The sequence below is a fragment of the Rhodoluna lacicola genome (genome assembly GCF_000699505.1).
Lineage (GTDB): Bacteria > Actinomycetota > Actinomycetes > Actinomycetales > Microbacteriaceae > Rhodoluna > Rhodoluna lacicola.
Genome location: NZ_CP007490.1, coordinates 948,831 through 963,426, shown reverse-complemented (window position 1 = coordinate 963,426; position 14,596 = coordinate 948,831). Strand labels below are relative to the sequence as shown.

16 protein-coding genes and 1 tRNA gene are annotated in these 14,596 nt (G+C 50.2%); 13 read left to right on the top strand and 4 right to left on the bottom strand.

What is annotated here, in order from left to right; translation table 11 throughout:
- Nucleotides 1-12: 12 nt before the first annotated feature.
- Nucleotides 13-1,254 carry a DUF2029 domain-containing protein gene (locus tag RHOLA_RS04715; protein WP_051636284.1) on the top strand — a complete coding sequence of 414 codons (1,242 nt, stop codon included), beginning with the start codon at nt 13-15 and terminating at the stop codon, nt 1,252-1,254.
- Nucleotides 1,255-1,260: 6 nt separating this feature from the next.
- Here RHOLA_RS04715 and metX read toward each other — a convergent pair whose 3' ends face one another.
- Together metX and RHOLA_RS04705 are read right to left on the bottom strand one after the other, a co-directional pair.
- Nucleotides 1,261-2,469 (bottom strand): homoserine O-acetyltransferase MetX, encoded by a 1,209-nt coding sequence (gene metX / locus RHOLA_RS04710; protein ID WP_038502729.1) that lies wholly within the window; start codon nt 2,467-2,469, stop codon nt 1,261-1,263.
- Nucleotides 2,470-2,495: 26 nt separating this feature from the next.
- On the bottom strand, nt 2,496-3,794 hold the full coding sequence (locus RHOLA_RS04705; protein ID WP_038502726.1) for a bifunctional o-acetylhomoserine/o-acetylserine sulfhydrylase: 1,299 nt from the start codon (nt 3,792-3,794) through the stop codon (nt 2,496-2,498).
- A 105-nt stretch (nt 3,795-3,899) separates the two neighbouring features.
- Here RHOLA_RS04705 and RHOLA_RS04700 point away from each other — a divergent pair, with 105 nt between their 5' ends.
- The 4 genes from RHOLA_RS04700 (at nt 3,900) to RHOLA_RS04685 (ending at nt 8,312) form a co-directional block, all read left to right on the top strand.
- A complete protein-coding gene (locus RHOLA_RS04700; protein ID WP_227818768.1) occupies nt 3,900-4,556 on the top strand; it encodes a uracil-DNA glycosylase in 657 nt (218 codons plus the stop codon).
- Nucleotides 4,557-4,566: 10 nt separating this feature from the next.
- The gene (locus tag RHOLA_RS04695) at nt 4,567-5,142 is read left to right on the top strand and encodes a GNAT family N-acetyltransferase (protein ID WP_227818767.1); all 576 of its coding nucleotides are present in this window, start codon (nt 4,567-4,569) and stop codon (nt 5,140-5,142) included.
- Nucleotides 5,143-5,222: 80 nt separating this feature from the next.
- A complete protein-coding gene (locus RHOLA_RS07105; RefSeq protein WP_051636283.1) occupies nt 5,223-7,019 on the top strand; it encodes a S8 family serine peptidase in 1,797 nt (598 codons plus the stop codon).
- A 27-nt stretch (nt 7,020-7,046) separates the two neighbouring features.
- Nucleotides 7,047-8,312 carry an MFS transporter gene (locus RHOLA_RS04685; RefSeq protein ID WP_038502724.1) on the top strand — a complete coding sequence of 422 codons (1,266 nt, stop codon included), beginning with the start codon at nt 7,047-7,049 and terminating at the stop codon, nt 8,310-8,312.
- Between the two features lie 38 nt (nt 8,313-8,350).
- On the opposite strand, the gene RHOLA_RS04680 is transcribed toward RHOLA_RS04685, so the two are convergent.
- Nucleotides 8,351-8,435: transfer RNA gene (locus RHOLA_RS04680), tRNA-Leu, on the bottom strand.
- Between the two features lie 94 nt (nt 8,436-8,529).
- Here RHOLA_RS04680 and RHOLA_RS04675 point away from each other — a divergent pair.
- The 7 genes from RHOLA_RS04675 to RHOLA_RS04650 are packed head-to-tail and all read left to right on the top strand — an operon-like array spanning nt 8,530 to nt 12,243.
- On the top strand, nt 8,530-9,627 hold the full coding sequence (locus RHOLA_RS04675) for a TadA family conjugal transfer-associated ATPase (RefSeq protein ID WP_051636282.1): 1,098 nt from the start codon (nt 8,530-8,532) through the stop codon (nt 9,625-9,627).
- Between the two features lie 49 nt (nt 9,628-9,676).
- The gene (locus tag RHOLA_RS04670) at nt 9,677-10,375 is read left to right on the top strand and encodes a type II secretion system F family protein (protein ID WP_051636281.1); all 699 of its coding nucleotides are present in this window, start codon (nt 9,677-9,679) and stop codon (nt 10,373-10,375) included.
- Nucleotides 10,376-10,377: 2 nt separating this feature from the next.
- Complete coding sequence (locus RHOLA_RS04665; protein WP_227818817.1) at nt 10,378-11,010, top strand: type II secretion system F family protein; 633 nt, start codon at nt 10,378-10,380, stop codon at nt 11,008-11,010.
- Nucleotides 11,011-11,018: 8 nt separating this feature from the next.
- Nucleotides 11,019-11,174, top strand: coding sequence for a hypothetical protein (locus RHOLA_RS07395; RefSeq protein ID WP_169735670.1), 156 nt, complete (start codon nt 11,019-11,021; stop codon nt 11,172-11,174).
- Between the two features lie 46 nt (nt 11,175-11,220).
- The gene (locus RHOLA_RS04660; RefSeq protein WP_144239025.1) at nt 11,221-11,544 is read left to right on the top strand and encodes a hypothetical protein; all 324 of its coding nucleotides are present in this window, start codon (nt 11,221-11,223) and stop codon (nt 11,542-11,544) included.
- Complete coding sequence (locus RHOLA_RS04655) at nt 11,534-11,881, top strand: hypothetical protein (protein WP_038502719.1); 348 nt, start codon at nt 11,534-11,536, stop codon at nt 11,879-11,881. Before RHOLA_RS04660 ends, RHOLA_RS04655 begins: the two co-directional genes overlap by 11 nt.
- Nucleotides 11,878-12,243: a hypothetical protein gene (locus RHOLA_RS04650; protein ID WP_038502716.1), complete on the top strand. Its 366-nt coding sequence runs from the start codon at nt 11,878-11,880 to the stop codon at nt 12,241-12,243. The genes RHOLA_RS04655 and RHOLA_RS04650 overlap by 4 nt, the downstream gene beginning before the upstream one ends.
- On the opposite strand, the gene RHOLA_RS04645 is transcribed toward RHOLA_RS04650, so the two are convergent.
- The gene (locus RHOLA_RS04645) at nt 12,240-13,418 is read right to left on the bottom strand and encodes an MFS transporter (RefSeq protein WP_038502713.1); all 1,179 of its coding nucleotides are present in this window, start codon (nt 13,416-13,418) and stop codon (nt 12,240-12,242) included. The genes RHOLA_RS04650 and RHOLA_RS04645 overlap by 4 nt on opposite strands.
- Before the next feature lie 36 nt (nt 13,419-13,454).
- Between RHOLA_RS04645 and prfB the strand changes: the two genes are divergently transcribed.
- Nucleotides 13,455-14,567 carry a peptide chain release factor 2 gene (prfB, locus tag RHOLA_RS04640; protein ID WP_038502711.1) on the top strand — a complete coding sequence of 371 codons (1,113 nt, stop codon included), beginning with the start codon at nt 13,455-13,457 and terminating at the stop codon, nt 14,565-14,567.
- Nucleotides 14,568-14,596: the final 29 nt, after the last annotated feature.

Sequence of the window (14,596 nt, the reverse complement as noted above, 5' to 3'; positions counted from 1 at the left end):
AGCCTTTGATTTGTGTCTATCAGTGAAATTTGGGTCAAGCGCCTGAATTTCAGCGCACTGTTTTTAGCGGCGTTTTTGGCACCATTCCTGTTGTTCGCCTACGGCTACCTGTTTGAGCAGGTAAGGCCCATGAACGATGTGCTTCTTTATGGTTATTGGTTGCAGCAGATCCAATTTGGTAACCCTGTTTTTGGCATCAGTCAAGATTTCGTCTACCCATACCCAGCCCTTGCTCCAATGCTGCTAGCCAAACTTTTTGGCGGTCAGTCAGGAATTCTTGTTGGTTGGGCAACACTTGTGGCGTTACTAAACAGTCTTGCAGTAGGAACCCTCACGGCATGGGGAAGGGCCGGCAAAAGTGCAAAGCTGGCGGCACTGTTCTGGGTCAGCTTTTTATTGCTGCTTGGCCCCGCAGGAGTAGCACGAATCGATGCGATATCTGCAGCGGTTGCAGTTTTCGGATTAGTGGCCCTGAGCAAAGATCGACTTGTTTTAGCGATTTCGCTGTTCACGTTTGGAGCGTGGATCAAAATTTGGCCAGTTGCCCTTGCGGTGAGTGCATTTATCTCAGCCAAGAAAAAATTGCTCGTTTTTTACGCTGCGGTGTTGTCGGTCGCCGCGGTGCTTACTTTTGCCCTGGCCGCTGGAGCTAACTCAAGTTTGTTTTCATTCATTTTTAAGCAGGGCAGTCGTGGAATTCAAATTGAATCTCCGATTGCGATGATTTGGATCTGGGCTGCCAAATTTGGAGTTGCCGATACTGGCATCTATTACGACAAAGAAATTATTACTAATCAGGTCTATGGCAGCCAGGTGGAATTAATTTCGTTTCTGATGACTCCGGCAATGTTCTTTGCTTTAGCAATCACGGTTCTTCTTGGCTACCGAGCTATCCGCGCCGGAGCAGATCGAAACCAGGTATTTGCCGCGATGTCGCTTACCGCGGTCCTTGATTTGATTGTCTTCAACAAAGTGGGCTCGCCCCAATTCATGACGTGGTTGGCAATTCCGATGATGGCCTTGATTTTGTTCAAGGCAAAGAAGCTCTGGCTGCCAATAACGGGACTTCTGCTAATTGCATTTACTACGAATTTAATTTATCCAATTCTTTACATAGATCTAATGGGTCTTGGCGACTTAAGCGTTGTCACGCTGACACTTAGAAATTTGCTTCTAATTGCAATGCTCGTTCATGCAAACCTGAGGCTTGGCGAACTATCAAAAAAGAAATCCCAGCCCAAAGCGCTTGCCTAGAAAACTTTAGGAATCAAGCAACGCTTTAATCATTGGAGCCAGTTTGATGTCTTCAATCAGAAACCCGTCGTGTCCAAATTCTGATTCAATCACCTGCAGGCCTCCACCGATAATTTCTCCGCCGATGTTGTCAGCAATTATTTGTTGATCCTCAATCGGAAACAGGCGGTCAGATGAAATACCAACAACAATGCTCTTAGCCTTGATGCTGCCAAGCGCCGCCTCAAGTGATTCGCGACCGCGACCAACATCATGAGAGTTCATGGCCTCAACTAGCGTGATGTAACTGTTGGCGTCAAAGCGACGCGTGAATTTATTTGAATGGAAATCTAGGTAAGACTCAACGGCCCAGCGACCACCACCGCCAAGTGGCGAAACGCCAGACTGCCAAGCTCTTTCGAACCGGTTATTTAACTCGCTCGGTGATCGGTAGTTCAAGATGGCCATGCGACGGGCTAGCGCCAAACCTTGGTGAGGCCCAAAGCCTGGCTTAGCGTCGTAGTAATTTCCGTTGGCGAAAGCGGGGTCGCTCTTGATTGCCTGTATTTGAATTGAATTTAAGGCAATCTGGTCTGCGGTCAGGGCTGGGGGACCTGCGATCAAACCAACTCGCTTGACTTCATCGGGGTACATAATTGCCCACTCAAGTGAATGCATCGCGCCAACTGAACCACCCAAAATCGCGTGCCATTTTTTGATGCCAATTAGATGGGCCAACTCGCGTTGGGCATTAACTTGATCGCGAATGGTGATGTATGGAAAAGACGTTCCAAATTCGCGGCCGTTGGTATCCAGTGAGGATGGCCCCGTTGACCCTTGGCAACCTCCCAGAACATTGCTGGCAACAACAAAGTACTTGTCTGTATCAATTGGAAGGCCCGGGCCGATGATGTGCTTCCACCAGCCGTCAGTGGGATGCTCTTTTGAGGCATCTCCGGTGGCGTGTGAATCTCCAGTAAGCCCGTGGTGCACCAGCACCGCGTTGGTGTGCTCGTGATTAAGCTCACCCCAAGTTTCAAAGGCGATTCGATAGTTCGCAAGTACGCGGCCGCTCTCTAATTTGAGATTCGAGAGCGGGGCAAACTGGCGGTCACCAGCCGGATCACCGTCTCGCCAGGCACCGCTGGCCGGAGGCCGACCAATAAGTTGGCGGCTTTGCTCCTCGGTGATGAATTCTGACGGGACTAAGTCACCGGCTGATGTTTGAAATTCCATTAGGGAATAAGCATATCGCTCTTCCTTTATTTGGCGGCGGCGAAAGCACTCTCTAGATCGGCAATCAAGTCATCCACAGATTCAAGTCCCACTGAAAGGCGAACTAGGCCAGGAGTAACTCCTGTTGTAAGTTGCTGTTCCGGGGTGAGTTGCGAGTGTGTGGTTGAAGCTGGGTGAATGACGAGTGATCGAACATCACCGATATTTGCCACGTGACTAAATAGTTCAAGAGAATCTACGAACTTAGATCCGGCCTTCACCCCGCCTTTGATTTCGAACGACACGATTGCACCTGCACCCTTGGGTGCATATTTTTTAGCAGCCGCGAACCACGGGGAGCTCTCTAAGCCTGCGTAGTTGACGCTTTCAACTTGATCGTGTGATTCAAGGAAGCGGGCAATCTTTTCGGCGTTGGAAACGTGGCGTTCTACACGAAGGCTCAAGGTCTCAATGCCTTGAATGAGTTGCCATGCGCTAGCCGGGGCTATTGATGCGCCAATGTCGCGAAGTAACTGAACGCGCGCCTTGATTATGTAGGCAATCGCATCGCCCAATGCGGCTGTGTAGTTGACGCCGTGGTACGACGGATCTGGAGTGGTAAGCCCAGGGAATTTGTCGGATTTGCTCCAGGCAAATTTGCCTCCATCCACGATTGCTCCTGCAACCACTGTTCCGTGGCCTCCCAGAAACTTAGTAGCAGAGTGAATAACAATATCAGCTCCGAATTCAAGCGGTCTAATCAGGTACGGAGTTGCTACGGTGTTATCAACTAGCAGCGGCACGCCATTTGAGTGAGCGACTTCGGCAACCCCCTCAATGTCGAGGATCGAAACCTTTGGGTTACCAATGGTCTCAGCGAAGAACGCCTTTGTGTTTGGCTGCACTGCAGCCTGCCACTCGTTTAGGTCGTCTTGATCCTCTACAAATGTGGTGGTAATCCCAAGTTTTGGCAGCGTGTACTTGAACAGGTTGTAGGTTCCGCCATAGATGGTGGATGAAGCAACGATGTGGTCGCCAGCCTGCGCAATGTTTAGGATTGCAAAGGTTTCTGCAGCCTGACCTGAAGACAGTAGCAATGCGGCTGTTCCGCCCTCTAGGGCGGCGATGCGCTTTTCGGCAACATCCTGAGTTGGATTCATAATGCGGGTGTAGATGTTGCCAAATTCTGCGAGTCCAAAAAGTTTCGCTGCGTGTTCACTTGAATTAAAGGTGTACGCGGTGGTTTGGTAAATCGGCGTCGCACGCGAGTTTGTGGTTGGATCTGCTTGCGCACCTGCGTGAATTTGTACTGTTTCGAAGCCCCAGTTTGATGGATCTGCACTCATAATCGTCCCTAACTTGTTTAAGATCTAGGACTAACAGTAGGAGTCACGAGAGATCTCTGGTACCCCTCGTGAAACACAACGTAATGTTCGCCCTACGCTAGAGGGGTGTTCTTCGAGCAAATGCATCCAAGCTGGCAGGCGGCCCTTGCCTCTGCTCGCCCTTTGCTAGAAAACATCGAGGCTAAGTTGAACGCTCACCCCGGTGAATTTGTCCCGCCAATCCACCAGGTCATGCGAGCATTTGAGCAACCTCTGGATGATGTCCGAGTTCTTATTGTTGGTCAAGATCCATACCCAACCGCAGGGCACGCTATCGGACTTTCTTTTGCAGTAAACCCCGATGTAAAGCCTCTGCCACGAAGCCTGAAAAACATTTTGATTGAGTTGCGCGATGATCTTGGAAAAGCTGTTTCTGTTGGTGGAGATCTTGCTCGGTGGTCTAGTCAAGGCGTGCTGCTGCTAAACCGGCATCTGACCACAGACCTTGCCGAGGCGGGCGCCCATACTCAAATTGGCTGGGCCGATTTCACTGACCAGGTCATAACTGTTTTGAATCGCAAACTTGGCCGCAAACTCGTTGCGATTTTATGGGGAGCTCAGGCGCAGCAGCTTACTGGGGCACTTTGCGACTGCACCGTGTTGAGTTCCGCCCACCCAAGTCCACTTTCAGCAAGACGAGGGTTTTTTGGATCAAAACCATTTTCAAGAACAAATCAGGCGCTGATTCAAGCTGGCGAGCAGCCGATAGATTGGTCTTGTTAGGAGAACTCGCATGGCTTTGGATTCTGAATCACGCTGGCGCTTGGTGCGCATGAAAAAAGCAAAGGGTGAGCAGGAAAAAACAAATGCTGAGCCGGTCATCCGAAAGGCTTCTGAAGCTGACCTTTCCGCAATGGTTGAGATTTACAACTACTACATTCAAAACAGCGTGGTCACTTTTGATCTTGACCCCATGTCATTGCAGGACTGGACAGACAAATACAAGTGGATCACCGATTTGGGTTTGCCATTCATCGTTGCCGAAAGTGCAAGTGGGCAAATAATAGGTTTTGCCTATGTTGCGCCGTGGCGTCAAAAAGCTGCCTTCAAGCGGACCGTGGAGGACAGCATTTACCTTCGCCCAGCAGCAATCGGCAAGCGAGTTGGTACCAAGTTGCTGACCGTTTTATTGGAGCAATCCAAGGCAGCCGGAGTCAAAGAAATAGTCGCCGTAATTAGCGACAAGGGCGCGGAGTCATCGATAGCCTTGCACGAGCGGTTTGGATTCAAACACCAGGGCCATTTGGGCAAAGTTGGTTTCAAGTTTGGCAGATGGCTCGGCACAGTTCTGATGCAGAAGTCTCTATAGATCCTTCCGTTTACTACCGAACCAGTTAATCTTCAGGTTTGGTTCAGGTAATTCCAAGGTTTGATGAATAGGCTGAAGTCGTGAGTAAATCAAGTCGCCTAATCTCTAGCATTTTGGCAACCGTCGTAGCGGTTTCATTGATTTCACCTGCGCAAGTAGCCAACGCAGCGACCATCACTGCAGCCAGCGCAGTCCGCTCGGTGGTGGCTACCGATGCTTGGAACTCTGCCTCACCAAAAACCCCAAGGGCAAGAATTAGCTGGATAAGGCCTGCGTCTACTTACGGCGCCACAGTTGCCGGTTACAAAATCGAGGCCAGCAAAAACAAGACCACCTGGAAGACCATTGTTTCGAACACTAGATCAACCGCCACTACAGCTTTGGTTTCAAGCGGGTTGACCGCGGGTTCACAAACGTTCTTTAGAGTCAGCGCAATTACCAAAAAAGGTTCGTCACTAAAAACTGGTAAACCATCTTCTGTAGTTTCCAGGACTCTCACAACCGCACCACAAGCCCCAGCACTACTTGGTCTCACCAAGCGCACGTTTGCGACATCTTCACATGTGGTGCGCTGGGTACCGCAAACCGCAGATCAGCGCGGTTCAGTTGCTACCTCTTATAAGGTGACGGCACGCACAAGCACCGGCCTGGAATCTACTTGTTCTGCGGTTGCGCTTAATTACTGCACCCTGGGCGGGCTTGCTTCTGGGGTAAGTTATTCAATTTCTTTGACTGCTAAGAATTCTCGTGGGTCAGAGGTCAACGTAGACGAATTCCAAGCCCAAGACGCTGACATATCATTGCAGTGGTATCTGGGTACCGAACATGGAATTGCGGCTACCCGCGCCTGGACGGCAACTAGAGGATCAAGCTCGGTTGTGGTGGCAGTTTTGGACAGTGGAATTACTGCTCACGACGAGTTCAGCGGGCAACTGGTTGACGGTTATGACTTCGTTTCCGATGCCGCAAAGTCAGGTGATGGCGATGGTCGCGACGTAGACCCTACCGATCCAGGCGATGGTCTTGGTGCTGATTCATCTTCATGGCACGGAACTCACGTAGCTGGAATTATTGGTGCAAAATCCGATTCAGTTGGTATCTCTGGAATTGCTCCGAACGCAAAGATTCAACCAATCAGAGTCTTGGGAGTTCAAGGCGAAGGTTCTTCCGTTGATTTGGCGCTGGCAATCCGTTGGGCAGCTGGTCAAGACCTAAATGGATTTGTAATCAATGGCGAGACACTTGCAGATATTCCAGTAAACAAGACTCCTGCCAAGGTGATCAACATGTCCATGGCATTCCAACCTCGCGCCGGAACTTTTGATTTTGCTCTTTGCCCATTTTTCGTGCAGGCTGCTGTTGACTATGCGCAAAGCAGGGGAGTAACTCTGGTTGCGGCCGCCGGTAATGGTGACACCGCATTTAATCCAGTAGACAATGCTCGCGTTTACCCAACTAACTGCGCTGGACCGTTATCGGTGGGTTCTGTTGGTTTCACCGGCGATGTTGCTTTTTATTCCAACTTTGGTGTTGACGTGGTAGCACCGGGTGGAGACCAGCGCGCTGCCGGATTAGCCCCTGCCGGCTCAAGCGGAATGATTTACTCAACCTCAAACTCTGGTCTGATTGCCGCTAGCGAACCTAACTATCGCTTAGAGCAGGGAACCAGCATGGCGGCTCCGGTTGCCGCGGGAATTATTGCATTGATGTATTCACTGCGTCCAAACATTGACGTAAAAATCGTTTGGGAGGCATTGAAGGCTTCGGTACGTCCTTTCCCGGCCGGTTCTAAGTGTGCCGCAGATCCAAACCGATGCGGTCTTGGAACCTTAAATGCCGCCACGGCTTTGGAAGCCTTAATTGCAATCACTGGCTAATTAAATTTCACAAATAGGCTTAGGCCTATGAGTTCAGCGCAGCCAAAACAATTCAAACTTCATCGAGCTTGGATTGTTGCTGCAATTACATTTGTGACACTGATTGCTGCCGCCGCATTTAGGTCAACTACGTCAATCATGTTCCAGCCTCTTGAGCAGGAATTTGGATGGACCCGCTCACTAACTTCTAACGCCGTTGCGGTAAATCTTGTTGTCTACGGTCTTACCGCGCCTTTTGCGGCAACCCTGATGGAGCGGTTTACGGTTCGAAAGGTTGCGGTCAGTGCACTTGGGCTGGTGTCTCTTGGAACTGGTCTAACTGTCTTCATGACCCAAGGCTGGCAGCTGATTCTTTACTGGGGAGTCTTTGTGGGTCTTGGTACCGGCTGCCTTGCGCTGGTGTTTGGTTCGCTTGTTGCCAATCGCTGGTTCACCAAACGCCGCGGACTAGTTACCGGAATATTCAGCGCCGCCTACGCCACCGGGCAACTGATTTTTCTTCCAATGCTTTCCACCGTGGTAATGAATAGTGGATGGCGTGTTTCTTCAATTGTTATAGCGATTTTTGCTGCCTCAATCATTCCGCTATTTTTCTTAGGGTTTAAGAACTCGCCAGCTGAGGCAAATACGATTCCGTACGGTGGACTAAGTCAAGAACCTGCTGGCAAGGCTGCACCGCGCACCGCACGCGCCACCATCGGAGTTTTATTTGAATCGCTTTCTAAACCAGCTTTCTGGATCTTGGCCGGAACCTTCTTTGTTTGTGGTTGGACAACTAACGGTTTGATTGGCGCACACTTTATTCCCGCCGCACACGATCATGGAATGCCAATGGGAACTGCGGCCGGGTTGCTGGCCTTGGTTGGTATCTTCGATTTTGTTGGCACGATTTTGTCTGGTTGGTTGACTGACCGAGTCAATCCGATTTACCTTCTGATGTTTTATTACGGGCTGCGCGGGTTGGCGCTGTTTACGGTTCCATTCGTGCTTGGCCCCACCGTAGAACTGCCACTGATGTTCTTCGTGGTGTTTTACGGCCTTGACTGGATTGCCACCGTTCCACCAACTATCGAACTCTGCCGAAAGTACTTTGGCTTGAATCAATCGCCAACTGTTTACGGTTGGGTTTTTGCCTCGCACATGGTGGGTGCAGCGATTGCAGCGGCTTTTGCCGGTGCCATCAGGGACGCCCAAGGCTCATATTTCATCGCCTGGATCACGGCGGCTGTGCTGTGTCTGCTAGCAGCGGGCTCGGTACTGCTGCTTAAAAGAATCAAGCCAGACTTCGCTTAAAGCTTGTCTGGCTCAGATCTTGTCTTAGTCACTAAGACTGGTGCGGAAGGTGGGACTTGAACCCACACGCCTCGCGGCGCTGGAACCTAAATCCAGTGCGTCTGCCAATTTCGCCACTCCCGCATGCCTGAATAGTCTAACTGGTCAAACCTGTGGATAAGTTCGGTTAGCCAGAAAAATATGCCGAAAACTGGACCTCTTTAGTGCGAGAGAGACCATGAATTTTCAGGAGACCGTTGGCTTGGCCCGCCGCCTTGCTGCATCTGGTGACCGTGATGCTGAAAGCATCATTCAGGCCGCGCTAGACGAGACCCTTGAACAAGAACCACTCGATCTATCGAGAGAGGCTAAGGTTCGCGAAGGCCTTAGAAATCACCTGCTTGGGTTTGGTGTCTTGCAAAATCTGATTGATGATCCATCAATAGAAGAGATCTGGGTCAACGGGCCAGCAGAAGTATTTATAGCCCGGCGAGGAATTTCTCAATCACTTCCAATCTCGATTGACCACACTGAACTTCGGGTGATTGTGGAGCGCATGCTGCGAAGCACGGGACGGCGGTTGGATCGATCCTCACCATTTGTAGATGCCTCATTGCCAGACGGATCTAGATTGCACGTGGTGATTCCTGACATAACGAGAGAGCATTGGTCGCTCAATATTCGAAAATTTCCACGGCAGATAATCTCGCTTGGTGAACTGCTGTTGACCGGAGCAATGCGCCCTGATCACGCTTCCTATTTGGCCACGGCTATGGCAAGTAGAAAGAACATACTAATTTCTGGCGCAACGCAGTCAGGAAAAACCACAGTTCTTTGCGCACTCCTGAACGAAATAGCAGACAACCAAAGGGTAGTCAGCGTTGAAGAAACTTTTGAGCTGCGAATTTCCAAGCCAGACTGGGTTGCTTTGCAGACTCGGCAAGCAAATCTAGAGGGAATTGGTGAGGTTTCACTTAGGCGACTCGTCAAAGAGGCGCTGCGGATGAGACCCGATCGACTGGTGGTTGGCGAGGTTCGTGAGGCTGAGGCGTTGGATTTGCTGATCGCCCTAAATTCAGGGTTGCCTGGTGCCTGCACAATTCACGCAAATTCCGCACGTGAAGCCATTGCCAAACTTTGCACGCTGCCACTGCTTGCCGGAAATAATATTTCCACCGATTTTGTGAGGCCAACGGTTGGTAGCTGCATAGATGTGGTCGTTCACTGTCAATTAAATCCCGATGGTTCCCGGTCTATCTCGCAGATCGTTGAAGTTAGTTGGGACCCAAACTCCAAAAACATTACCTTTGCTGAGGTTCCTGATGCGTTGGTTTAGGTCGATAGTTGAAGGAGCTGGACTCAATCGGTTTGGGCAACATCAGGTCTTGGTCGCAGTATCCTTAATTGCATTACTGGTCGGCTGGTTGGTCGGCCTCAGCTTTCAAGTGGCGGTACTTGGTTTTTTTGTGGGGCTTGGCGCGTTTGCCTTGCAAATTGAAATGATTTCGGGATTCTCAAAAAAGCGACGACGCGATTTAGCAAAAATATGGCCGGAGGTATTGGATTCAATCCATTCAGCACTTGCATCTGGAATGTCACTAATTGAATCATTCGATGACCTTGCGTTACATGGCCCGGTTCGCCTCAGGCCAAGATTTGCGAATTTGTCGCGAAGACTCGATGCGGGTTGGGAAATGGAGCAGGCGCTTATGGAGCTGAAAGCGGAACTTGGCGAGGTGCATGCCGATCGGTTATGCGAAGTGCTCGTATTGGTTAGCGCCACTGGCTCCGAGGCACTTTTATCAACACTACGAAAGCAGTCAATTGGTTTGAGACGTGACATCGCACAGACTGCTCAAATCGAATCAAAACAAAGTTGGGTGCTTGGCACCGCAAAAATTGCCGTTGGGGCACCGTGGGTCGTGGTTGCACTATTGGCTTCTCGTGTCGAAAATGCCGCCACTTACAACACCAGCTCGGGCGCGTTAGTTCTGTCATTAGGGTTCGTGTTGAGTTTTTTTGCCTATCGATTGGTTCACGTTTTAGGCGCGTTGCCTCCGGAACCCAGGGTCTTTGCCTCGTGACAATGTTTATTGTTGGGTTAATGATCGCTGCAGGAATTTGGCTGGCGTACTCTTTCTTTTTGTCGCTTCGGCCCGTACCTCTTTCAACCCGACTCGCCCCAAAACTTCAATCAATTCCCTGGTCTACTTTCGTTGGCTCGGCTATCAAAACATCGATACTCGGCATTTTCACGCCAAAGAAATACCTGCAAAAGATTTTGCGAGAACTGCCGGATTTTCTAGAACTGCTCTCTGTGGCGCTGGCATCGGGCGAAAGTATTTATTCAGCACTAAACCGGGTGGTGCCCAGGCTCTCAGGTGAACTTGCTACGCAACTGCAGAAGACTCTTAGGTCTATAGAGTATGGCGCTTCTTTAGAATCTGAGTTCTCTGAACTTGCCAAGAGGGTTCCTCAGCATCAACTCGTCGAAGTCTGCAACAAATTGATTAATGCCATGAATAGAGGAACTCCGCTGGCTGGAATAGTAGCTGAGCAAGCGGAGGCGGTACGGTTGGAAGTTTCTAATCACCTACTAAAGCAAGCCGGTAAAAATGAAACTCGAATGCTGATTCCGCTGGTATTTCTGATTTTGCCAGTCACGGTTCTTTTTGCTATTTACCCAAGTCTTCAATTGCTCAACATGTCATTTCTATAGGAGGAAAAATGATTAAGAAACTAAGTGATGAGTCTGGTGATGTTCCGGGCTGGGTTCTGATTACGCTGATGACTGCAGGCTTAGTAGTCCTGCTTTGGTCTGTGGCTGGACCAGCTCTGCGGGGCGTATTCGAGCAAGCCCTTGCAAAAGTTGCGGCCTTTTAGACCAACTAAGCAAGGCCTTCAGCGCGGGTCGGCGGTCGTTGAATTTGTGTTGATCTCTGCACCTTTGGTGTTGCTTGCCGTGACATCAATTTCAGTCACCCTGGCGTCTTTCACCTTGATGATTCTTAGAGATTCTGCAATTGAAGGAGCAAGATTTGCAGCCCTAGCTGACCAGGAATCCGCCGCGGGTTGTCTTCGAGCTAGAGAGCAAATAAATGCCACCTTTCAAGGGAAATTGATTGCTGAAATTAGGTGCCGAACAGAGAACGAGAATCAGGAGATTGTTGAAATTACAGCGGGTTTTTCCAACCTTGGCTGGCTTGGCGCACATCATCTGACTGCCACCGGAAGAGCCTTTCGTGAAAAATAACGCTGTTTACACGGATGAAACTGGATCAGCCATCATTGAATTCTTAGTTTTTGGCGTGCTACTGCAGGTAGGTATTTTGACACTGTTCTTGCAAATTTCAAGCCTTCAAACCAGTCAGTTGGTCGCAGAATCCATAGCCAGACATGCCCTTAGGTCATTCGTAATTTTGGATTTAGATCCTAAGCAAACCGCCAGGCAGATAGCCCAAGACTTCAAGGTGGGTGTTGACCCAGAGCTTGAAATGCTTTGCGAGCCAAATTGTTTCGGGGAAGGAAGCCTGCTTCGCCTAAAGGTCAAAGTTGGTTCCGCCGAGGCGTCATCGGTGTTCGTTCGATGACCGGCATCAGAGCAGAACGTGGCTCAATTGCTCCGCTTGGGATTGGGCTGCTTGCATTTACAGCAATGATGATGCTCACTTCTATCGGTGCTGCATCGTTATTCATTTTTCAAAAACGACTCACAACGGTGGCTGAGGCAGATGCATTGTTTGTTGCCGGTACCGGAGAAAATAGTGAATCATTTCTTGCGCTGATTGACTCTGATCAGTTTTCGGATCTGCAACTCAGCGATGAATTACTGCCTGATGCACGCACGGTAAAGGCCGTGGCTTGCGCCAGCTGGAAACCTGTTTTCAGAATTGCACTTGGGGTCGGGCCTAAAGTTATCTGTTCGCACGCTTCGGCGCGCCTCAGCGACTAACGAATCCCGTACTTTGGAAGATAGTGATTCATCAAATAAGCGCCAACAAGTGCAACCCCACTCACTGCAAACAATCCTGAGGACAACCCAACGGCGATTGTAAGAAGTGAAATGACGGGGGCCGCGATTGCGATGCCACCATCAAGCAGTAGGCGGAATGCGGCGAGGAATTCGTTTCGAGCACCTTCGGGTGCCAAGTCAGCACCTATTGTCAATACCAATCCGGAGCCCAGCGCGTTTGCTACCGCGAGTGCGACGGCAACAATCGCAAAACTTGTTGCATCTGAGGTAAAGGGAATGCATGCCACTCCAATACCAATCGCTAGCATGGTTGGCACGGCTGCAAACCGGCGACCATATTTATCAATCACCTGACCGCCGTTATAAAAGAGTGCAAAATCAATTGCTCCCGCCAGGCCAATGATTAACGCAGTTACCGAGAGGTCAAGGTTTATGTGCAGGGCCCAGAGCGGCAAGGCTAGGTGGCGGACCGTTCTTAGAAAAGTGAGCATGGCAGAGGCAACACCAAGGGAAAGTAACTTTTTACTTTCAAGTTTTGCAACAACCCAAATTCCACCGGCGCGGTTTGGTGGGGTATCTGGCATCTTTTCGGCCTTGGTGGTTAGCAAAATCGCACCGGCTAGTCCGCAGAAAATAATTGACATCCAGTAAACATTTTGGATTCCGTAATTCTGAATTATCCAGGCGCCCACCAGCGGTCCGATGAATCCGCCGAGTCTAAACATGCCACCCAAGATCGAAAGCGACCGGGCGCGAAATTCCTTTGGGGCAGTCTCGGCTATGTAGGAGTGCCTGGCCAACCCAAAAATGGCGGCAGTCATACCAAGCAAAAAAACCCCTGCTCCAAGCAGGTAAATATTTGAGGCCATTAGGGCCAATCCAGCTCCCAGAGCAGCGATGAATCCAGCCCAGATCATTGAAACGCGCTCACCAAAACGATTTACGATTGTTGCCGCCGGCAGATCGGCAATCAAGGTTCCAATCAGCACTAGGCCCGCGACGAAGGCTGCAGTTGGCAGGTCGGCGCCGAGATTCTCAGCGCTGGCAGGAATAAGAGGAATAAGTCCTGATTCGCCCGCTGCAAAAAGTAGTGAGGGAACGTATACCGGTAGGGCAAGTTGTCTTGCTTGAAATGCCGGCCGATTTGAACTCACTAATCAATTATGACGCTCGCCTAAACTATTAGAGACATGGCAGACCTAGACCTCACCCAAGAGATTCGCTCTCTTCGTGCAACATTCGCGGATATTCAACACGTGGTGGACGTCAAAAGGCTCAACGATGAGATTGTCCTGTTAAAGCAGCAGGCCGCGGATCCAAATATTTGGGATGAGCCGGTACACGCGCAAAATGTGACCAGCAAGCTTTCTCACGCTCAAGGGATGCTGACGAAACTTGAATCGGTGCATTCTCGTTTAGATGATTTAGAGGTACTAGTCGAGATGGCGAATACTGAGGGCGATGCTTCAGTTCAGGCTGAGGCCAAGGTGGAGCTAACCTCGCTGCAAGCACTGATTTCCGAGTTAGAAATTCAAACCCTGCTGAACGGCGAATACGATTCGCGCGCAGCCGTTGTCACGATTAGATCTGGGGCTGGCGGTGATGACGCCACTGACTTCGCCGAGATGCTGATGCGAATGTATCTGCGCTATGCCGAGAAAAATAAAATGCCCGTTCAGGTTCTGGATACTTCATACGCCGAAGGTGCCGGAATTAAGTCTGCAACCTTTGAGATTGACGCGCCGTATGCTTTTGGTTCGTTTTCTGTTGAAGCAGGTACACACCGATTGGTTCGCATGAGTCCATTTAACGCAGCAGGGAAGCGCCAGACTTCATTTGCCGCGGTTGAGGTGGTGCCACTTGTCGAGCAAACCGAGGCAATTGAGATTCCCGAGAATGAAATACGAATTGATGTTTTTAGGTCGTCTGGTCCAGGTGGGCAGTCGGTAAACACCACCGATTCAGCTGTAAGAATCACTCACATTCCAACTGGCACCGTGGTTAGTTGCCAAAATGAAAAGAGCCAGATTCAGAACAAGGCAGCTGCCATGCGCGTTCTTCAGTCACGTCTGCTTGAAATTCGCCGTCGCGAGGAAGAAGCCAAGAAAAAGCAGATTGCCGGTGATGTTAAGGCAAGTTGGGGTGAGCAAATGCGATCCTATGTTTTAGCTCCGTATCAAATGGTCAAAGATTTGCGCACGGACTACGAAGTAAATAACCCGTCGGCCGTGTTTGATGGCGATCTGGCTGGGTTCATCGCGGCCGGAATTCGTTGGCGCAAGCAGACACAACAGGGCGCTTAGCCTCAACCAGCGTTGTCCGCTCTTAGGCT